The organism is Ideonella sp. A 288 (genome assembly GCF_002198735.1).
Lineage (GTDB): Bacteria > Pseudomonadota > Gammaproteobacteria > Burkholderiales > Burkholderiaceae_C > Pseudaquabacterium.
Genome location: NZ_MWLO01000074.1, coordinates 1 through 19,607, shown reverse-complemented (window position 1 = coordinate 19,607; position 19,607 = coordinate 1). Strand labels below are relative to the sequence as shown.

16 protein-coding genes are annotated in these 19,607 nt (G+C 72.8%); 6 read left to right on the top strand and 10 right to left on the bottom strand.

The window, feature by feature from the left end; all coding sequences use genetic code 11:
• Nucleotides 1-28 precede the first annotated feature (28 nt).
• From EOINJALH_RS05945 to EOINJALH_RS05930, 4 genes are all read right to left on the bottom strand, one after another.
• Complete coding sequence (locus EOINJALH_RS05945) at nt 29-1,234, bottom strand: hypothetical protein (protein WP_144289886.1); 1,206 nt, start codon at nt 1,232-1,234, stop codon at nt 29-31.
• A gap of 175 nt (nt 1,235-1,409) precedes the next feature.
• Entirely contained in the window at nt 1,410-2,450 is a 1,041-nt protein-coding gene (locus EOINJALH_RS05940) for a serine hydrolase (protein ID WP_158219669.1), read from the bottom strand.
• A gap of 136 nt (nt 2,451-2,586) precedes the next feature.
• The gene (locus EOINJALH_RS31605; protein WP_158219668.1) at nt 2,587-2,889 is read right to left on the bottom strand and encodes a hypothetical protein; all 303 of its coding nucleotides are present in this window, start codon (nt 2,887-2,889) and stop codon (nt 2,587-2,589) included.
• A 73-nt stretch (nt 2,890-2,962) separates the two neighbouring features.
• Nucleotides 2,963-3,610, bottom strand: coding sequence for a tetratricopeptide repeat protein (locus tag EOINJALH_RS05930; protein ID WP_158219667.1), 648 nt, complete (start codon nt 3,608-3,610; stop codon nt 2,963-2,965).
• Nucleotides 3,611-3,875: 265 nt separating this feature from the next.
• On the opposite strand from EOINJALH_RS05930, the gene EOINJALH_RS05925 reads away from it, so the two are divergent.
• Nucleotides 3,876-5,249, top strand: coding sequence for a TldD/PmbA family protein (locus tag EOINJALH_RS05925; protein WP_088279397.1), 1,374 nt, complete (start codon nt 3,876-3,878; stop codon nt 5,247-5,249).
• Between the two features lie 5 nt (nt 5,250-5,254).
• On the top strand, nt 5,255-6,607 hold the full coding sequence (locus EOINJALH_RS05920) for a metallopeptidase TldD-related protein (RefSeq protein WP_088279396.1): 1,353 nt from the start codon (nt 5,255-5,257) through the stop codon (nt 6,605-6,607).
• Between the two features lie 31 nt (nt 6,608-6,638).
• Here EOINJALH_RS05920 and EOINJALH_RS05915 read toward each other — a convergent pair whose 3' ends face one another.
• On the bottom strand, nt 6,639-7,079 hold the full coding sequence (locus EOINJALH_RS05915; RefSeq protein ID WP_088279395.1) for a tetratricopeptide repeat protein: 441 nt from the start codon (nt 7,077-7,079) through the stop codon (nt 6,639-6,641).
• A 287-nt stretch (nt 7,080-7,366) separates the two neighbouring features.
• On the opposite strand from EOINJALH_RS05915, the gene EOINJALH_RS05910 reads away from it, so the two are divergent.
• The 4 genes from EOINJALH_RS05910 (at nt 7,367) to EOINJALH_RS05895 (ending at nt 9,911) form a co-directional block, all read left to right on the top strand.
• Nucleotides 7,367-8,272, top strand: coding sequence for a YihY/virulence factor BrkB family protein (locus EOINJALH_RS05910; RefSeq protein WP_088279394.1), 906 nt, complete (start codon nt 7,367-7,369; stop codon nt 8,270-8,272).
• Nucleotides 8,273-8,374: 102 nt separating this feature from the next.
• Nucleotides 8,375-8,521, top strand: a complete 147-nt coding sequence (locus EOINJALH_RS05905; RefSeq protein ID WP_144289883.1) for a lmo0937 family membrane protein — start codon at nt 8,375-8,377, stop codon at nt 8,519-8,521.
• 45 nt (nt 8,522-8,566) lie between these two features.
• The gene (locus tag EOINJALH_RS05900; RefSeq protein WP_088279392.1) at nt 8,567-8,788 is read left to right on the top strand and encodes a hypothetical protein; all 222 of its coding nucleotides are present in this window, start codon (nt 8,567-8,569) and stop codon (nt 8,786-8,788) included.
• A gap of 340 nt (nt 8,789-9,128) precedes the next feature.
• Nucleotides 9,129-9,911 (top strand): Crp/Fnr family transcriptional regulator, encoded by a 783-nt coding sequence (locus EOINJALH_RS05895; protein ID WP_199873172.1) that lies wholly within the window; start codon nt 9,129-9,131, stop codon nt 9,909-9,911.
• Nucleotides 9,912-9,956: 45 nt separating this feature from the next.
• Here EOINJALH_RS05895 and EOINJALH_RS05890 read toward each other — a convergent pair whose 3' ends face one another.
• The 5 genes from EOINJALH_RS05890 to EOINJALH_RS05870 all read right to left on the bottom strand — a co-directional run.
• Nucleotides 9,957-12,881 (bottom strand): serine/threonine-protein kinase, encoded by a 2,925-nt coding sequence (locus tag EOINJALH_RS05890; RefSeq protein WP_088279391.1) that lies wholly within the window; start codon nt 12,879-12,881, stop codon nt 9,957-9,959.
• A gap of 124 nt (nt 12,882-13,005) precedes the next feature.
• Entirely contained in the window at nt 13,006-13,572 is a 567-nt protein-coding gene (locus tag EOINJALH_RS05885) for an ECF-type sigma factor (RefSeq protein WP_088279390.1), read from the bottom strand.
• Nucleotides 13,573-13,672: 100 nt separating this feature from the next.
• The gene (locus EOINJALH_RS05880; protein ID WP_088279416.1) at nt 13,673-14,644 is read right to left on the bottom strand and encodes a DMT family transporter; all 972 of its coding nucleotides are present in this window, start codon (nt 14,642-14,644) and stop codon (nt 13,673-13,675) included.
• A gap of 14 nt (nt 14,645-14,658) precedes the next feature.
• A complete protein-coding gene (locus EOINJALH_RS05875; RefSeq protein WP_088279389.1) occupies nt 14,659-15,237 on the bottom strand; it encodes a Uma2 family endonuclease in 579 nt (192 codons plus the stop codon).
• Nucleotides 15,238-15,305: 68 nt separating this feature from the next.
• The coding region (locus EOINJALH_RS05870; protein WP_088279388.1) for a DEAD/DEAH box helicase at nt 15,306-19,607 on the bottom strand (4,302 nt) is incomplete at its 5' end.

The following is a 19,607-nucleotide window of genomic DNA, read 5'->3' as shown; positions in this document are numbered from 1 at the left end:
CGGGCCGCCTGGCCCGCACGCCCGCGGCCTACACGTGCTGCGTGGCGATCTTGCGCTCCGCGTAGGCCACCACGCGGTCCATCGCACGCTGCTGCTTTTCCTGCGGCGTGCCGGGCTTGTTGCGCTCGGCCAGCACCATGCGCACCACCATGCGGCGGATCTTGAAATTGGTCCAGTCCAGGTTGGGGCTGGCGCCGTAGCGCTTCTCGTGGCTCTTGAACAGGCTCTTCACGCTCAGCCAGTTCAGGCCCGAGAGCTGCCGGTCCACCGCCATCAGGCCCTCGTTCACGCCCATGCTGAAGTTGCGGAAGGCGTGCTGCCACAGCGTGTCGCGCGGCTTCTTCTGGTTGTCGTAGTGCAGGGTGTTCTCGATGTGGCCGCGGAACCAGGTGTTCCACCAGCGGTCGAGGTCGTACAGGTCGTTCATCGAGAAGCTGGGCGGGGCCACCACGCCGTCGCGCTCGGGCACGGCCGAGGCGCCCTGGTTGGTCAGCAGGATCTGCTCGACCCACGACTTCGCATTGCGCTCGCCCTGGATCAGCGCATGCTGGTAGCTGGTCATGATGGCCTGGCTGTCCACCGAGAAGATCTGCTTGGTGGTTTCGTGGAACAGGATGTTGCCGGTGTTCACCTGGCACAGCCGGTCACCGTTGCCCAGCACCGCGTCGACGGCGAACAGCTTGCCGATGTTGCGCATCAACTGGTCGTTGAACAGCGCCCGCTCCAGGCCCATGTGGCTGTAGTCGCGGTAGACGTCGGCAAACTCGTTCATGCCCACGGCCAGTTCCTGCACCATCAGGGCACGGCCCTGCCGGTAGTGCGGCCACACCTTGGCCCAGCGGTCCTTCAGGTCGCGCATGGCCTGCGTGACCTGCGGCGTGCGCGGCGAGTTCACCGACTGGTCCACCCGGTCCTTGAAGCGCGACAGGCCCATCAGGATGGCGTTGAAGCGCGAATCGGTGCTGGCGATGGGCAGGGTGTTGACGCTGGTCGCACCGATGGTGCGCTTCATCAGGTCCTCGGCCAGCAGGGTGGGCGCGGCCGAGCCGGCGGACGGCTTGATGACGAAATCGGCGGTGCGAGGGTCGTCGATGTCCACGCCCTGGTACAGCGGGTTGGTGCACCAGACGAACATCACGCCCACCGCGCCGCCCTTGGACGGCACCGCGTGCGTGAAGTTGGTCTGCCACCAGACCAGCCCCCACTTCTTCAGTTCCGAGGTCGGTATCGCCATGGTGCCCCCTGTGTTGTCGACGGCGGCATGATGGGCCGGCGGCGCGCCGCCGGCACCTGTCTTTTGGAATGTCGCAAGGGTGGGCGGAAAAGCGTCCCGGGCGGCCACCACCGCAGTCACCACCGCAGTCACCACCGCGGCCATCACCGCTTCCCACCACCACGCAGCGCCGGGATCAAAGGCACAGGCCGGCAAGCTCGCACAGTGCGTCCAGGACGCCGCCCGCCAGCAAGGGCGATCGAAACACCCGGTGCTCCCCCGGCAAGACGGCCCGCACGAGGGGTTCGGCCAGCTTCAAGCCGCCGTCGCTGTTGGTGAGCATGACCAGGCCGTCCCCCGACCGGACGGACGCGATGGCGAACGCGCGATAGCCCGGGTTGTTGCCCCACTGCCAGAGATGGACGTCGTCGCCCGATGGCTCGATGCCCCACCCCAGTCCCCAGCGGAGGTTCAGACGGCCGTCGGCCTCGACCGTCGAGCCCGAGATCTGCGCCAGCAGGGCCTGGTCGCGCAGCAACGCCGCGAGAAAGCGACCGTAGTCCGGTGCCGTGGTGTAAAGCGTGAAGGCCGACACCGGCTGCAGCAAGGCCACCGTCACCCGCATCGCACCATTGGCCTTGGTGCCCGGCAGCAGGCGCTCGGCCACCTGGGGTGTCCATCGGTAGCTGCTGTTCGCCATGTGCAGCGGCGCAAACACCTGTTCGTGCATCACCTCGTCAAGCGCCCGACCCGTCACAGCTTCGACCGCCCGCTGCAGCAGCACGTAGCCTTCGCCGGAATAGGCCCAGCGGTCGCCGGGCATGCCTTCGAAACACAGCGGCCCCGAAGCCCAGTTGGGCAGCCCCGCGGTGTGTTGCAGCAGCATGCGGACGGTGACCGCGCGCAGCCGCGGGTCGGTGACCTCGTCCGTCGTCGACTCGACACCGGGCTTCAGGGGATCGAACGCATGCCGATAGCCGTGCGGCAGGTACTGGAGCACCGGCGCGTCGAGCGCCAGCTGGCCTTGCGCCACCAGCTTCAGCACGGCATAGGCAAAGACCGGCTTGCTCAGCGACGCGGCCTGGAAGGCCCGGTCGGGCTGCACGGCAAGCGCCGGTTCGCAGCCCGAAGCCGTCTCGATCGAGTGCAGCTGCCGCTGCCGGATGACGGCCACCGCCGCGCCGCAGACGCGATGCCGCTGCACCAACTGCTGCAGCAGGCCGGTGGGTTCCGTCACGGCGGGCCCGGTATCGGGGGGCGATGCACAGGACCCCATCAAGGTCAGCGCCGCAAGCCACACCCAAAGGCCGCGGCCATGCCTCGCACGGGTGGGACGTCGCGACCGATCGTCGGGTGGCCTGGTGGCCGGGGCATCAGAGGGCAATGGATTTCCTTCTCAGCACCTCGGCCATGAACCCGGGCACGTGGCCAGTATGGGTCAACAGCACGCGCCGTGGCGTGGCCTGGGACTGCCAACCCCACACATAGTGGCTGTCCGACGCAGCGCGCAGGTCAGCCACGCAGGCCTGCGGCAGCGGCGTGCCGGCGCAGCGCAGTGCCAAGGCATGCCATTGCAGCCACCGGGCATGGGACGCACCGCTGCAGGCCCAGTGGCCGGCGGAGCCCAGCGCAACGAGCCGAGCCGAGCCGAGCCGAGCCGTTGCCGTGATGGGCAAGACGCTCGCGTCGGCCGTCACTGCCGCGACGAACGCCTCGTCTTTGGGGCCTCGGGCCCGGGCTGGGGCCGCCTCAGGTGCGGTCCTTGTCGTCCTCGCTGAGGTGCTGCTCGATCATCGGGATCAGGTGCGCCGGGCCCTCCAGCGTCGGGTTCACCTCGACGGCGCGGCGGAACATCTCGAGCGCGCGGCGCGAGTTGCCCAATTGCAGGTGGATCTGCCCGGCGCCCGACAGCGCACCGAAGTGCTGCGGGTTGCGCTCGAGCACCTTCTCGCAGTCGAGCAGCGACTTCTCGTTCTCGCCGAGCAGGAACCAGATGGTGGCGCGCTTGTTCCAGCCTTCGGCGAAATCAGGCTTGCGGCGCACCACCTCGCTGAAGGTGGCCAGCGCCTCGTCGAGCGCCGAGGCCTGCATCTGGCCCAGTCCGCGCGCATACAGCTTGTCGACCGCGGCGTCGCCCGAGCGGCCCCACAGCTGCCACACGGCCGACGCCGCCGCCTGGCGCACCCCGGGGTCGATGTCGCCCAGGCGCTCGATCACGCGCGGGGCGTCGGCGGCCATGCCCACCTCGGCCAGTCGTTCGATGGCGGCCAGCCGTGCCGCCGCGTCGGTCTTGTCCAGCGCGGCCAACGCCTGGGCGCGGGTCATGGCGCCTGCGAGCGCAAGGCCCGACAGCAGCACCGCGGCCAGCACACAGAGCCAGAGTCGAAGCGATCGCATGGCATGACCTCCGAAGTGGGCGTCCGACCGGGAATGGTGCGGGCACGGCGCCGGGCTGCCGTGCCCCGATGCTCGCTTGTCCCGACCGATCGCGTCAACCGGCCGATCATGGCCCGGCCGCTGCCCGGGCCATTCGGGCGCGTCACCCGCCAGCCAGGCTAGCCCCCCTCGAACGCAGCCTGAACGGCACCGGCCCGAGGGCGACAGGACGGCCGCCGCGACCCTATGATCCGGCCCACCGCCACCCCTGCAGGAGGCACCCGCCATGACCGCTCCCCTGGATTGCCGCGCGCTCGAGACGCGCCACCACGAGTTGCACAAGACCCGCCTGGCGATGGTCGACGGCAACCTGGTCACCAACCTGCGCACCACGCAGCGCGGCCTGAGCGCGCGAGCCTATGTCGACGGCTACTGGGGCTTCGCCTCGGCGCCGCTGGCGGCCGCCGCGGCCGAGGCCGCCGCCGGGCGCGAGCAGGTGCAGCGGCAGGCCATGGCCAATGCCCGCGCCATGGCCCGCTTCGGCCCGCGGCAGGCCCTGGTGCTGCCCGAGGCGCCGCACCGCGGTCAGCATGTGTTCGCCGGCCGGCCGGCGCTGTCGGCCACCGAGTGCCTGGAGCGCCTGGCCCAGCTGCATGCGCATGTCCGCCAGCGCTACCCGGGCCTGCGCTCGGCGCGCTTCGTCATCGGCGACGAGCACCACGCCAAGCAGCTCGAGACGGCCGCCGGCGCCGACACGCTGGCCAGCATCCAGCGCGCGTTCTGCTCGATGGTGCTGGTGGGCGAGGACGCCGGCGGCGCACCGATCGAGGTGGACGAGCTGCTGTCGTGCAAGGGCAGCCTGGCCGACCTCGACTGGTCGCTCGACACCGTGGCGCCGCTGCTCGACCAGGTGCACGAGCACCTGCAGGCCAAGCGCCATGCGGTGGCCGCGCGCGGCGGGCAGCACACGGTGGTGATGGCGCCACGCCTGGCCGGCATGCTGGCGCACGAGGCCATGGGCCACCCCTGCGAGGCCGACGCGGTGCTGGGCGGCGCCGTCACCGCCGGCCTGCTCGGCCAGCCGGTGGCCAGCGAGCTGATCACGATGGTGGACATCGCCCACACCTTCGACGGCCAGGAGGCCATGATCCCGGTGTACGTCGACGACGAGGGCAGCGCCGGCCGCGACGTGGTGATGATCGACCGCGGCCGCCTCACCGGCTTCATGCACAGCCGCGAGACCGCCGCGCGCCTGGGCCAGGCGCCCACCGGCAACGCCCGCGCCTACAACCCCGACGACGAACCGCTGGTGCGCATGCGCAACACGGTGATCCTGCCCGGCAGCGCGACGCTGCCGCAGATGATCGAGGGCGTCGACGACGGCTACCTGCTGCTGCGCACCGGCAACGGCCAGGCCGATGCCACCACCGAGTTCATGTTCGGCATCACGCTGGCCTACGAGATCCGCGGCGGCAAGGTCGGGCGCGCGGTGCGCGGCACCACGCTGTCCGGCTCGGCGATCCAGGTGCTGAAGAGCGTGGACGCGGTCGGCGACGAGATGCACTGGGACTGCTCCGGCTACTGCGGCAAGAAGCAGCCGATGGTGGTGTCGATGGGTGGCCCGGCGCTGCGCGCGCGGGCCCACCTGGGCGGGGAGTGACGGCCATGGCGAACGACCTGCACACCCCCGAGGCGCCCGCCACCGACGCGCCCGCCACCGACGCGCCCGACCCCCGGCTGCCGGCGATCGCCGAGCGCGTGCTCGGGCTGATGCGCCGCCAGGGCTTCGACGCGGCCCAGGTGAGCGTGAGCCACCGGCACCGGCACGAGGTGTGCGTGGCACACAACGAGCCGAGCCTGCTGCGCGGCAACGAATCCTTCACGCTGCAGCTGGTGGGCCTGCTGGACGGCCGCCGCGCCACCACCGAGGGCAGCGACATCGGCGACGAGGCCCTGGCCGCCAGCGTGCGCGGCCTGTGGGACGGCGTAGCCTCGGCGCCGCAGGACGAGGCCAACGCGGTCTCGTCCGGCCAGCGCGCCCGCACCGTGCGCGGCCCGGTGCCGGACGGCCCCGCCGACCTGGCCGCACTGGCCGATGCGATGGGCGGCCTGCTGGCCTGGCGCGCCCGCGAGACGCCCACGATGATGATCGAGGAGGCGCTGGCCGGCCTGAGCCGCCTGCAGTCGTGCACGCTCACCAGCGGCGGCACCGAGCTGGCCTGCGACCTGCGCTGGTTCGATGCCGAGGTCTTCGGCCTCGCGCGCGACGGGGGCCGCAGCAGTTCGTTCAACTTCGCCGGCGGCCGTTGCGACTGCCTCGCCGACCGTCCGGTGGTGCAGCGCTTCGGCATCGGCGAGATGATGCAGACGCTGACGCGGCAGGTGCACGCACAGCCCATCGGCGGGCGCTTCGTCGGCAGCGTGGTGCTCACGCCGCGTGCCACGGCCAGCCTGCTGGGCTGGCTGCTGGGGCAACTGGCCGACCAGGCGCTGATCGACGGCAGCTCGGTCTACCGCCAGCGCGTCGGGCAGGTGGTGGCCTCGCCGCTGCTCACGCTGCGCAGCCGCTTCGACGCGCCCGGCGTGCGGCCACAGTCGGCCGATGCCTTCGCCACGCCGCCGGTGACGCTGCTCACCGACGGGCGGCTCGACCGACTCACGCCCAGCCTGTACGGCAGCCGCAAGACCGGGCTGCCGCACGTGTCGCTGGCCGCCGACGGCTGGGAAGTGGCGGCCGGCGCCACCGCCCTCGACGCCCTGATCGCCGGCGTGCCCCGCGGGGCGCTGGTCGACCGGCTGTCGATGGGCCGCCCGGCCGCCAACGGCGACTTCTCCGGCGTCATCAAGAACAGCGCCGTGATCGACGGCGGGCGCGTGGGCACGGCCCTGTCCGAGACCATGATCTCCGGCAACGTGGCGCAGATGCTGCGCGACGTGCAGGCCGTCAGCACCGAGCGCATCGACACCGGCGACTGGCTGCTGCCCTGGCTGCGCGTGGACGGCCTGCACTTCTCCTGATCAGCGCGCGCCGCCCGGCCTCGGAAGGCGCTCAGAACCCGATCGGATCGACCAGTGCGGCCAGCCGCTCGGCGCGCAGGCGCAGGGCCGGCGGCGCGGTGGGCGCGGCAGCCACCGCCTCGAACACCAGGCAGGCACGGGCCGGCTCGTCGATGAGGGCGTGGCAGCAGCCCTGGTGGAACAGCGCGTCCAGCGCCTTGGGCTGCAGTTCGCGCACGATGCTCCAGCAGCGCAACGCCAGCGCATGCTCCCCCTGCGACGACGCGCAGGACGCCAGGCCACGCCAGTGGCGTGGCTCACCGCTGCAGTGGGCCACCAGCCACTCGTAGCTGGCCCGCGCCGAGACCAGGTCACCCTGGGCCTGCGCGGCCCGGGCCAGGCGTTCGAGCGCGGCGGCCTGGTCGTCGCTGATCGCGGGCAGGCCCGACGCGGCGGGCGACGTGGCAGGGTCGGTGGCAGGCAGTGCGGGCATGGTCGGCCTCCTGGGCGAGGGTGATGGGAGATGGGCCCTCCTGCACACAGACGAGATCCGGGCCGACAAAGTGTCATCCGCCGAACCCTACCCCCCTCATTCAGGGGGGTGGGCCCCGGCGGCGCCGGCCTCGGGGCGGTGTGTAGGGATCGGCCGACAGCCGGACGGCGCCTTGTCCGAACGACACCGGGCGCGCCGTTGCCGACGATGGTGGGCCACAGCCGAGGTCGGCCATCACCCCACCCGCCGCATGTCGAACGCCAGCCGAACCGCCTCTGCGCCGCGGCCTGGCGCCCGGCCGCCACCTGGCGCGGCTGATCGCCCATCCCTGGGCCTTCGCCGCGCAGGTGATCGCCGGGTTCCGCGCCAACCAGGGGCTGCTGCTGGCCGGCGCGGTGGCCTACTACGCGCTGCTGTCGATCGTGCCGCTGCTGATCCTCACCGTGATCGCGCTGTCGCACGTGGTCGACCAGGCCGAGCTGCTGCAGACCGTGAGCCGCTACCTCGAGTGGCTGGTGCCGGGGCAGTCGAGGGCCATCGTGGCCGAGCTGGCCAGTTTCCTGGCCCACCGCGACGTGCTGGGCTGGGTGCTGCTGGTGAGCATGCTGTTCTTCAGTTCGCTGGCGTTCACCGTGCTGGAAAGCGCGATGTCGGTGATCTTCCACCACCGGGTCGCGGTCCGGCGGCGGCGCTACCTGGTGTCGGCCCTGATCCCCTACGCCTACATCCTCAGCCTGGGCTTGGGCCTGCTGCTGGTCACGCTGGTGGCGGGCAGCCTGCAGGCCATGGGCGAGCAGCGCGTGGAGTTCCTGTGGCGCAGCTGGTCGCTCGGCGGCGTGTCTGGCCTGCTGCTGTACCTGCTGGGGCTGTTGGGCGAGGTCTTCGTGCTCACGTCGGTCTACCTGGTGATGCCCGTGGGCCGGCCCTCGCTGACGCATGCCCTGCTCGGTGCGGTGGCGGCGACGCTGCTGTGGGAGATCTCGCGCCATGGCCTGGTGTGGTACTTCTCGACGCTGTCGCAGATCGGCACCGTCTATGGCTCGCTGACCACCGCCATCGCGGTGCTGCTGAGCCTGGAGATCGCCGCCACGCTGCTGTTGCTGGGCGCGCAGGTGATCGCCGAATACGAGCGGATGGACTCGCTGGACACGCCCGCGCCGCCGCCGCCGTTCACCACGGGATCGGACCGCTGACGCACCCGCCTGCGTGCGATGCCGCACCGACCTCCCCGCAGGGCACCGATACAACACCCAGGCAGGCGGATGGCCTGCCAACCTACCGAAAGGATCCTCACCATGCTGGAAACCCTTGCCATCATCCTCGTCGTGCTGTGGCTCCTGGGCCTCGTCACATCGACCACCATGGGCGGGCTGATCCACGTGCTGCTCGTCATCGCGATCGTTGTCATCCTGATCCGCGTGATCAGCGGCCGGCGTGTCTGACCAGCCGGCGTCGCACCACCCCGCCTCGACATTGGAACCCTCGTCATGAACAGCGCCAGACTCGCCGGCATCGCATTGATCATCATCGGAGCCCTGGCCCTGGCCTATGGCAGCTTCAGCGTCACCACGCAGACCCACCAGGCCAAGCTGGGGCCGATCGAGCTGTCGGTGAAGGAGAAGGAAACCATCAACGTGCCCGCATGGATGGGTGCCGGCGCGATCGCACTGGGCCTGGGGCTGGTGGTGTTGGGCGGCAGGAAGCCCTGAACGCGGCGACCGGCCGGTCGACCACCGTCGAAGCTGCCGCTGACCCGCGTCGCGGCGGGCTGCGGCGATGAGCGGAACGAATCGCGCTGCCGCGACGGCCGGCCGCCGAAGCGCCCGCTGGTCCGAAGGCTGAACAGGGGCTTCGCGAGCCCTTGTTTTTGCTACGTCATAGGACACAGGCGCGCCGAGGGCCGCGACCTACATTGGCGACGCAGCGGCCGCCGATCCACACGCTCGGCTGCCCTGGCGCCCGGTGTCCTGCAACGCCGGCCGGCCCTTCGTGCTCGGTCACCCGAGCCCCTTCCCCCGACCGGTACCACCGGCCCCACACGAGACGCCCATGACACTCACCACTGTGCAGAACCTCCTGCTTCGCGCACTGCCTGCCGCAGAGTTGCAGCGGCTGGCGCCCAGGCTGGAACGGGTCGAGCTGGCGCGCGGTGCCATGCTGTACGAGGCCGGTGCCACCATCGGCCACGTGCACTTTCCGGAAACCGCGATCGTCTCGCTGACCACCACGCTGCAGGACGGCGCCTCGGTGGAGGTGGCCGTGGTCGGCCAGGAAGGCATCGTCGGCGTCTGCGCCTACATGGGCGGCGGGCGCTCGCTCAGCAGCGCCGTGGTGCAGACCGCCGGCCAGGCGCTGCGCATGACGGCCGCGTCGATCCGCGACGCCTCGCGCGAATCGGCCCCGTTGATGCAGGAGCTGCTGCGCTACACGCAGGTGCTGTTCACCCACATGGCGCAGACGTCGGCGTGCAGCCGGCACCATGCGCTGGACCAGCAGCTGTGCCGCTGGCTGCTGCTGCACCTGGACCGGCTCAGCGGCAACGAACTGCTGGTGACGCAGGAGCGCATCGGCCACATGCTGGGCGTGCGGCGCGAAAGCGTCACGGCCGGCGCGCTCGAGCTGCAGCGCGCCGGCTTGATCGAATACGGGCGCGGGCGCATCTGCATCCTCGACCGCAGCGGCCTGGAGGCGCGCAGCTGCGAGTGCTACGCCGTGGTGCGCGGCGCCTACGACCGCCTGCAGGCCGGCAACGCCAGTGCTGCCGCGCACCTGGGGGCCCATTGGCCGTCGCCCAGGCCCCACCTGCCGGCCCGGCAGCTCGAAACGGCATGAGGTCATTGGGGGGCCGGCCCGATCCCCGAAGGGTTCGGGCCGGCCTCAGATGAACGCGCCACCCAGCGACCCGCGCCCGGCCCCGGGCGGTTGCCCGGCGATGCGGCCTTGCGCGCGCACCAGCGCGTCGATCGCCTCGCGCACCGGCGGGGCGCTGTCGTCGCCATGCGCCAGCCGCGCCTGCAGATAGGTGGCCACGGCATCCAGCGGATGTCCTGCCGGGGCGGCCGGCGGGCGGCGCGACGCGGCCAGGGCCAGGGTCTCGGCGGCCTGCGGGTCGGCCATCAGCACCTGGGTGTAGGCCAGGTCCAGCGCGGCCACCCAGGCCGGCAGCACGCGCGGCTCCTGCAGGGTCTCGAAGGTCTTCATGCGCTGCTTCATCAGCATCAGGCTGGCGGGCAGGTCGCCGCGCAGGCGGGCCAGTTCGCCGTCGATCTGCGCCACGCGGCTGGCCAGCGGCACATCGCGGTCGAGGCGCAGCCCGGTGTCGGCATGCAGGGCGGCCATCGCCTCGGCGGCCAGGCCTTCGTGGTCGAGCAGCAGGCCGACGCGGGCCAGGTTGATCCAGGCATCGGCCCGCGAATAGCCCAGCTGCCCGCGGCGGGCGTCCATCTCGGCCAGCAGCGTGCGGGCCTCGCGCAGCAGCACGCCGGCGTCGGCCGCGTGCGCCTGGGCGCGGGCCAGCAACACCGCCACGCGCAGCGGCACCAGCGTGGCCGGGTGCTTCACGCCGGCGGCCTGCGCCCGGGCCAGGTTCTCCTCACGCTGCTGCAAGGCGCGGCGCGTCTGGCCGACCTCGGTGAAGTAGCGCGCCAGCTCATGGCGCAGCCCGCTGGCCATGTCGTTGCCGGCGCCCAGCAGGCGCTCCATGTCGGCCAGCAGCGCGAGGGTGCGCTCCTCGATGCGGTCGTACTCGCCCAGGCGGATCTGGATGGCGATGGTGTTGCGCCGCAGGACGAGTTGCTGGCGCGAGTTCTTGGGATCGGTGTCGCCCCAGTAGGGCTCGGTGGCCCGCAAGGCGGCCAGCGCGTCGCGCACCCGGCCCTGGCCGTTGCGCAGCACCTGCACGTGGTTGAGGTGCTCCAGGCGCGTCGTGTGCCCGGGGGGGAACTGCGCCTCGGTGTAGCGCCCGACCTCGGTGAGCATGCGATCGGCCTCGTCGAGCCGACCGACGCGGCCCAGGCTGGTGCTCAGCGTGTAGAGCAGTGCGCGATGCTCGGTGGAGCCTGCGCCGTACTGCTGCGGCACCAGCGGCAGCAGCGGCTCGAGCGTGGCGATGGCCTTGTCGAACAGCCCCTGGATCTGGAAGGTGCGCCCCTGGTGCAGCCGGGCCCGCACGGTGCGCGGGTCGTCGGCACCATAGCGCTGCGTGGACAGCGCCACCAGCTCATCGAACAGCGGCATCGAGATGTCGAAGCGGTTGAGCAGGTGGTAGGTGTCGGCCAGCACCTGCAGCAGCCGCAGGCGGGTGTCGGCGTCGTCGCGGAACTTCTCGGGCAGGTCCTGGCGGCTGCGCTCCAGCAACTGCAGCACCGTGGGCCACTGGCCGCCGTGCTGGTCCGGGCTGGCCGAGGCCAGCAGGTCGGTGAGGTAGGTGGTGACCTGGTCGGACTGCCGGGCCGCCGCCTCGGCCCGGCGCCACTGCCAGGTGGCCGCGGCCAGGCCGGCGCTGAGCGAGGCCACCACCACGGTGACCGACGCGGCCAGCAGCGCATGGCGGCGCAGCCACAGCCGGCTGCGGTGGCGCCAGTCGTCGCGGCGCGCGCTGATCGGGCGATGCGCCAACCAGTGGCCCAGGTCGTCCATCAGCAGGCGCACGCTGCCGTAGCGATCGCGCGGGTCCTTGCGCAGGGCCTTGGCGACGATGGCCTCGAGGTCGCCGCGCACGCGCGCCGGGTCGCTGGGCCGGCCGGGGCCGATGGCGGCGTCCGCCGCGTCCATCGGGCCGGGCGGCTCGGCCAGCACCAGCGACACGCGCCGCGGCTCGTCGTGCAGCACCGCGCGCTCGATGGCCAGCCGGCTGCTGTCGCGCGGTGCAAAGGGCAGGTCGCCGGTGAGCAATTCGAACAGCATCACGCCCAGCGAGAACACGTCGGCGCCGGTGCCGATGGGCGCCCCGAGGATCTGCTCGGGCGCGGCATAGCCCAGCGTCAGGCCGCGACCGGTCTGGCGCGTGAGGTCGGTGTCCACCGGGCCACCGTCGTCCAGCAGGCCGGCGATGCCGAAATCCAGCAGCTTGGGCTCGCCGTCGCGCGTGACGAGCACGTTGGACGGCTTCAGGTCGCGGTGGACGATGAGCTGGGCGTGCGCATGGTCTACCGCCTCGGCGATGCGCATCAGCAGCCGCACCCGCTGCGCCACCGTGGGGCAGGCCTCGCGCACATGGTCGGCGAGCGAGCGGCCGTCCACGTATTCCAGCACCAGGTAGGCCTGGCCGTCGGCGAAGCCGGCGTCGAGCAGCCGGCCCACCGCCGGGTGGTTGAGCCGGGCCAGCACCGCGCGTTCGCGCGCGAAGCGTGCCTGCAGGCCCGACGAATCTAGGTCGCTGCGCAGCAGCTTGATCGCCGCCTGCGCCTCGTACAGGCCGTCGGCGCGGCGCGCCAGCCAGACCTGGCCCATGCCGCCCTCGCCGATCTTCTCGATCAACTGCCAGGGGCCCATGCGCTGGCCGGGCAGCGGCGCGGCGGCCCCGTCGCGGGCGGCGCCGGGGCCGCCACCCGGGCCGCTGCCGGGCCCAGTCAGCGCGCGGCCCAGCCACTGGTCGAAGGCCGGCACCTGCGGTGCGGGTTGCACGGCGGCGGCCACCGTGTCGTCGTCGGCGGCCTGAGCCAGCATCGGCGTCAGGTCGTCGGCCAGCGACGGATCACGCTCGCGCAATGCGGTCAGCCACGCCGCGCGCGCCCCGGCCGACAGGGCCAGGGCCTCGTCGAGCAAGGCCGACAGCTGTTGCCAACGGTCGCGGTCGATCATCTCCGGCGCAGCCCTTGCGCGCGGCGCCACGGCGCGGCCCCGCGCGGGGCCGCCGACTCGGGCGGGCGTGACGGGGTCATCATGCTCAGACGCTTTCGACCGCGCCCGTGCGACAGGCCCAGGCTCAGCCGGGCTCGCCCAGCAGCGCCTGCAGCAGCGCGCGGGCCTTGATCAGGTCGCGGTTGACGGTGCGGCTGGAGACGCCGCGCAGGTCGGCCACCTCGGCGATGGTCAGGCCGGTGAAGCTGATCATCTCGACCAGTTCGTACAGCGCCGGGTCGAGCTCGCGCATGCGGGTGAGCGCGCGGTCGATGGCGATCAGGTCGGTGGCCGACGACTGCACCGCCGCCACGTCCTCGGCCGCGGACATGGTGACCATCAGCTGGTCTCCACCGCGCTTGTCGCGGCCCTGGGCGCGCAGGTGGTCGATCACCACCGAGCGCAGCACCTGGCCGACGTAGGCGAAGAACTGGCCGCGCGAGCTGCCCTGCAGGCCTTCCTGCTCGGCCATGCGCAGGAAGCCCTCGTGCACCAGCGCCGTGGTGTTGAGCCCGGCCACGCCGCCCGAATGCGCCAGGCGCGAGCGGGCCACGCGCTTGATCTCGGGGTAAAGCCGGGCGTAGAGCTGCTGCAGGGCCTCGGACTGGCCGTCTTGCGAGCGGGAGAGCAGTTCGGTGATCGACGGGGGCATGGGCGGATTCGCGGCTGCCGCGGATTTTGCATCGCCGCGCCGTTTCAGCGCACGCGCTCGTCCCCTCCGGACGGGATGGCCGCCCCGCGCGGCGGGTGGCTCAGGCGTGGTGCGCCGCCGCGGCCGCCGGCGGCTCGGGCCGCACGCGCAGGGCCCAGGCCACGCCGGCCACCAGCAGCACGATGCCGGCCAGGGTGGCGGCCTCGGGCCATTGCTGGCGCAGCAGGTAGGCGTAGGCCAGGGCCGACAAGGTCTCGAAGACGATCAGCTGCCCCACCAGCGTGGTCGGCAGGCGCTGGCTGGCCTCGTTCCAGCACAGCGTGCCCAGCCACGAGGCCAGCAGGCCGATGGCGAACATCAGCGCCAGGAAGCGTTCCGGCTGCGGGCCGAAGGGCATCTCGAAGGCCTGGCCGCTGGCCGTGTTCCAGGCCCAGAAGGCCGCGTAGCCCACCAGCGCCAGCGGCAGCGTGGCCACGCCCTGGGCGGTGGCCCAGGCGCGCGGGCTGCGGTCGGGGTGGGCGCGCAGCCAGTCGGCGTTGCGCATCGGGTACCAGGTCCAGCAGGCGACGGCGCCGACGGCCAGCAGGGCGCCGATGGCATAACGCACGAAATCGGCGTTCGGATCGGCGCGCAGGTGCTGCAGCTCGACCTGGTTGACGCAGCCGATGCCGGCGGCGATGAGCGCCAGCGACGGCCCCATGCGCAGCCAGGGCAGGCGGCCGTCGCGCGCATGGTCGCGCAGGTTCGACGCCACCGCGATGACCACCGGCAGGGTGCCGATGATCATCGTCGGCAACGGCCCGCCGGCGCGCTGGATGGCGCTGGCCAGGAACAGGTAGTAGACGACGTTGCCGACCAGCCCGAGCTTGCCCGCCTCGACCCAGTCGGCGCGCGTGAACTGCGACAGCAGCCGCCGGTCGGCCCAGGCCAGCGGCAGCGCGATCAGCCCGAAGGCGACATAGCGGCCGAAGCTCTGCAGCGCCGCCGGGTAGCCGGGCAGCAGCAGCGGGCCGATGAACACCAGCCCCCACATCAGGCCGGCGGCCAGCGCGAAGAGGGTGCCGGAGAGCAGGCGGGGCGGCGGCATCAGCCGCCGGACGCCACGTCGGCCGCGGGCTCGACGCCGTCGAACACCTCGGCCATCGGCAGCTGCAGCTCGACGCTGGCCAGGTGCAGCGTGTCGGCGCCGGTCTGGTCGTGCAGCTCGAACAGCAGGCGTTCGTTGCGGCGGTACACCTCGACGCGGCGCGTGTCGGGGTCGACCAGCACGTACTCCTGCAGGCTGGCGATCTGCCGGTAGGCCGCGAACTTCAAGCCGCGGTCATAGGCCTGCGTGCTGTCGGACAGCACCTCCACCACCAGCCGCGGCTGGCGGAACACCATGTCGGTCTTCAGGTCGGCCGCGTCGCAGGTGACGAACACGTCGGGGTAGAAGGCGGCGTCGTTGGCCACCTGCACCATCATGCCGCCGATGAATGCGCGACACGGACTGCCCTTCAGGTGGGCATGGAGCGCGGCACCGATGTTCGGCCCGACCAGCCCGTGCACACGCCGCGCGCCCCCCATGGCGAACACCTCACCGCGGTAAAACTCATGCCGCCCGGGCTGGTCGTTGTCCCAGGCCAGGAAGTCGGCGAGGCTGTTGCAGTGGGCGGGCAAGGCCATGGGCGGCTCCGGGCGGTGCAGTCTTTGCCGGCAGTGTAGGGCGTGGCGGCGCGCTGCGGCGGGGTGGCTCAATCCGGCCGCAGCAGCTCGCGCAGCTCGTCCGAGCGCAGCGGCGCCGAGCCGTCCTGGCCGTCGAGGATGCCGTCGGCCAGCGTGCGTTTGTCGCGGTGCAGTTCGACGATGCGCTCCTCGATGGAGCCGGCGGTGACCAGCCGGTACACGGTGACCGGGCGCAGCTGGCCGATGCGGTGGGCGCGGCCCATCGCCTGGTCCTCCGCGGCGGGGTTCCACCAGGGGTCGACGATCAGCACGTAGTCGGCCGCGGTGAGGTTCAGGCCGAAGCCGCCGGCCTTCAGGCTGATCAGGAACAGGTCGCCCTCGCCGCGCTGGAAGGCGGCCACGCGCTTGGTGCGTTCGGCCGACGGCGTGCCGCCATCGAGGTACTGGTAGGCGATGCCGGCACCCTGCAGGCGCTCGCCCAGCAGCTTGAGGAAATCAGTGAACTGGCTGAACACGAGTGCCTTGTGGCGGCCGGCCACCAGCTCGGTGGCGAGCTGCTCGAACTCGTGCACCTTGGCGCCGACGATGCCCAGCTCGGGCGACACCAGCCGCGGGTCGCAGGCGGCGCGGCGCAGACGCGTCAGCTCGGCCAGCACATGGAACGAGGCCTGGCCCTCGCCCACGTCGTTGCCCAGGTTGGCCACGCGCTCGATGGCGCTGCGGCGCATGGCTTCGAGGAAGGCGCGCTCCTCGGGGCCGGGCTCGACGCGGTGGATGATCTCGGTGCGCGGCGGCAGGTCGGGCAGCACCTGCGCCTTGGTCCGCCGCAGCAGGAAGGGCGAGACCAGCCGGCGCAGCCGCTGGCGCGCCACGTCGTCGCGCTCGCGCTCGATGGCGGTGGCAAAGCGCTCGCCGAACTGCGTGGCGCTGCCCAGCAGCCCGGGGTTGAGCAGGTTCATGATCGACCACAGGTCGCCCAGCCGGTTCTCGACCGGCGTGCCGGTGAGCGCCAGGCGGAAGCCGGCGTTGAGCGTGGCCACCGACTTGGCGCGTTTGGTGGCGGCGTTCTTCAGCGCCTGGGCCTCGTCGAGCACCAGGGTGGACCACTCGATCTTCGCGAAGGCCTCCACGTCGATCTGCGCCAGCGCGTAGGAGGCGATGACCAGGTCGTCCGGCCCGGCCGATTCGAGCATCTGCGCGCGGTCGCCCTCGCCGTAGGCCAGCACGCGCAGACCGGGGGCGAAACGCTCGGCCTCGGCCACCCAGTTGCCGCACACCGAGGTGGGCGCGATGACCAGCGCCGGGCCGATGGCCGCGCGCGACAGCAGCAGCGCCAGCGTCTGCACCGTCTTGCCCAGGCCCATGTCGTCGGCCAGGCAGGCGCCCAGGCCGGCGTGGGCCAGCCGCGCCATCCACGCGAAGCCCTCGGCCTGGTAGCCGCGCAGTTGTGCCTGCAGCGCCGCCGGCGGCACGGGCTCCAGCGCCGCGGCCTCGTCCAGCCGCGCCAGGCGCCGCGCCCAGGCCTTGTCGCCGTGCAGGCCGCTGCCCTCCATCGTCTCGGCCAGCCAGGCGGCCGCGGCGGCGGGCAGCTTGATGCCTTTCTTGTCGGCCTGGGCCAGGGCCTGCAGATCGGCCAGCTGCTGGCGCAACTGCTCGGTCAGCGCCAGGTACTCGCCGTCGCCCAGCGCCACGAAGCGGCCGCGGCGCGACTCGTGGGCCAGCTGCATCAGCCGCTGCAGGCCGAGCACGCGGGTCTCGTCGATGCGCAGCTCGCCGTCGAGGCCGAACCAGTCGGCGCCGCTGCTGACCGACACCTGCAGCGCCTGCGGCGCCATCGACAGCACGCGCACCGGCTTGCCGCGCGGCCAGTCGATGCCCACCACCGCCTCGAGCTGCGGCAGGCGCTCCACCGCCACCAGCGCCTGCTCGGGGTCGTCCAGGCGCCAGCCGAGTTCGCCGTCGTCGCTGCCGGCCAGGAAGGGCAGCGCCTCGAACACCGCATCGAGGTGGCCGCGCTCGGCCACCAGGTCGCGCTCGGTGGACAGGCCCAGGCCCTCGTGCAGCGTCATCAGCCGGCCGCGGCCGCGGCCGGGCACCACCGCCGGGCCGAAGCTGCCGAAGGGCTGCACCAGCAGGCGCAGTTGCAGGCCCTCGCCGCTGGGACTGAGCTGCGCCCGCAGCCGCGCCTGGCTGGGCACGGCCTGGCCGGCATCGGCGTCGCTGTGCAGCTGGAAGTGGCCGGCCAGCACGCGCAGCGCGGCATCGAGCTCGGCCTTGGCGTCCACCGGCACCGCCCATTGCTTGGCCACCAGTTCGGCCACGCGGCGCTGCGCCGGGCTGATGCGGATGAGCCGCGCGCGGTCGACGCCGTCGCGCACCAGTCGCAGGCTGTTGCGGCGCTCGGATTCGGTGCCGGCATCGGTGCTGGTGAAGCGCTCGCCGGGCTCGGCGGGCTTGCGCGCCAGCAGCGGGTCGGCCAGGTGGAAGACGAAGTGCTCGACGCCGTCGTCCCGGCGCTGGCGCTGCACTTCGAGCACCGGCAGCGCCTCGCGCAGCTCGATCGGCTGGCCCGGGGCGTCGGCCAGCACCACCGCCGGGTGGCCGACCAGCGCCAGCGCGGCGCCGGTGACGTCGATGGCCAGCTGCGACGGCGACCAGCGGCAGGCGTCGATGCAGCGCGCCACCGCGGCGTCGCGCGCCTCGAGCCGGGCGCTCTTCTTCACGCGCGACAGCGTCACCGCCTTGGGCTTGCCCGGCCCGCGCACGCCCTGCGTCACCTCGAAGGGCTCGACGGCGACGACGCGGCCTTCGGCGTCCACCGTCAGGCGCCACTGCAGCGTGGCGGCCTCGGCGGCCAGCGCGTCGGCGCTGCGGGTGGGGCCCAGCGCCTCGATGGCCGCCAGCGCGTCGCGCCAGGGCTCCTGCGGCACGCCGTAGAAGGCCACCGGCCAGGGCGCGCCCTCGGTGTCGCCACGCGGCGGCACCGGCAGGCTCAGCCGGTCGCAGGCCTGGCGCACCAGGTCGGCCTTCCAGGGCCGCCCGGCCTCGACCTGCGCGCGCACCACGGCGGCCAGGTCCTCGGCCGTCCAGCCGTCGGGCACGTGGCGCAGCCAGGCGGCCAGGATCAGCCGGTTGGCGTTGTCCTCGGTCTCGGCGCGCGGGCGCCACAGGCGCTGGCGGTCGAAGGCCAGCGGCTCCACCGGCTCGTCGCCCAGGCGCGCGGCCACCGCATGGGCCCACAGGCCCCAGCCCTCGCCGGGCGGCGGCTTGCGCGAGCCCGATTCGGCGATGCAGAACTTCTGCGCCTGCGTCCAGGCCGCCGGGTCGGTCTGCGCCAGCAGCGCCAGCACGTGCCACTGCATCAGGCTGGTCGGCGCGATGCCGCGCTTCATGTGCAGGGCCTTGCCGGCCTCCTTCAGCGCGGCGGTGAAGGTGGCGCTGGCCTCGGCCCAGCGGCCCGCCCAGGCCAGTTGCGCGCCCTGCAGCAGCGGCAGGCCGACACCGTGCAGGCCGGCCACGGCGGCCTGGCTGCCGGGGATGTCGCCGCGGTGCAGGCGGCGTTCGGCCAGCGCCATGCGCACCGGCGGCGAGATGCCCTGCGGCCGCTGCGACACCTGATGGTCGACCCAGTCGAGCAGCGGCCGCCACAGCGGCGGGTCGAGGTCGAACGAGCCGATGAAGGTGTGCAGCAGGTCGTTGCGCAGGTCGACGTCCATCTGATCGAACAGCGCCGGCACGAAGGGCGAGGTCAGCGCCTCGGCGATCACCTCGGGCGCGGCGGCCGCGCCCATCACGCGCCGGGCGGTCTGCCGGAAGACCTCGAGGCTCAGGCCCGCGGCCAGCACCAGCCGGGCGAAGGCCACCAGCTCGCGGTGGTGGCGGAAGGCCGGCATCGGCGGCTCGGGCGAATGCTGGCCGTAGGTGACCGAGGCGCGCGCCCAGGCCTTCCAGGCCTGCGCCGCATTGAACGACTGCAGCACGCGCGGCAGGTGCAGCGCGCGCAGCGGCGCGGGCACCTCGGCGCCGGCGTGGTCGACGTCCACCACCCGGCCGGCCTGGCGCAACACGCGCAGCGCAGCGTCGACCTCGGACAGCGTGAACGGCGTGCCCTGCGAGCTGTGGCGCTCCTGCAGCCGCAGGAACTGCTGCAGCCAGGCCTTGCTGCGCGGGCAGCCGGCCAGGCACAGGCCGTCGAACACGGTGTCGACGTCGGCCTCGGACGGCGGCGCCGCCTGCTCGGCGTCGGCCTCGGCCTCGGCAGCAGCCTTCAGCCCGCGGGCGCTGGGCGTGCCGAGCTGGCGCAGCGTGCGCAGGTCGAGCGCCTCGCCGCGCAGGTTGACGAAGGCGGCGGGTTTCGCGGGGGGCTTGGG

Coding starts and splice junctions, on each gene's coding strand:
- EOINJALH_RS05890 (WP_088279391.1), bottom strand. CDS start 12,881: ATGATCGACCGCGACCGTTGGCAACAGCTGTCGGCCTTGCTCGACGAG.
- EOINJALH_RS05930 (WP_158219667.1), bottom strand. CDS start 3,610: ATGCGATCGCTTCGACTCTGGCTCTGTGTGCTGGCCGCGGTGCTGCTG.
- EOINJALH_RS05905 (WP_144289883.1), top strand. CDS start 8,375: ATGCTGGAAACCCTTGCCATCATCCTCGTCGTGCTGTGGCTCCTGGGC.
- EOINJALH_RS05920 (WP_088279396.1), top strand. CDS start 5,255: ATGGCGAACGACCTGCACACCCCCGAGGCGCCCGCCACCGACGCGCCC.
- EOINJALH_RS05915 (WP_088279395.1), bottom strand. CDS start 7,079: ATGCCCGCACTGCCTGCCACCGACCCTGCCACGTCGCCCGCCGCGTCG.
- EOINJALH_RS05900 (WP_088279392.1), top strand. CDS start 8,567: ATGAACAGCGCCAGACTCGCCGGCATCGCATTGATCATCATCGGAGCC.
- EOINJALH_RS05885 (WP_088279390.1), bottom strand. CDS start 13,572: ATGCCCCCGTCGATCACCGAACTGCTCTCCCGCTCGCAAGACGGCCAG.
- EOINJALH_RS05945 (WP_144289886.1), bottom strand. CDS start 1,234: ATGGCGATACCGACCTCGGAACTGAAGAAGTGGGGGCTGGTCTGGTGG.
- EOINJALH_RS05895 (WP_199873172.1), top strand. CDS start 9,129: ATGACACTCACCACTGTGCAGAACCTCCTGCTTCGCGCACTGCCTGCC.
- EOINJALH_RS05925 (WP_088279397.1), top strand. CDS start 3,876: ATGACCGCTCCCCTGGATTGCCGCGCGCTCGAGACGCGCCACCACGAG.
- EOINJALH_RS05875 (WP_088279389.1), bottom strand. CDS start 15,237: ATGGCCTTGCCCGCCCACTGCAACAGCCTCGCCGACTTCCTGGCCTGG.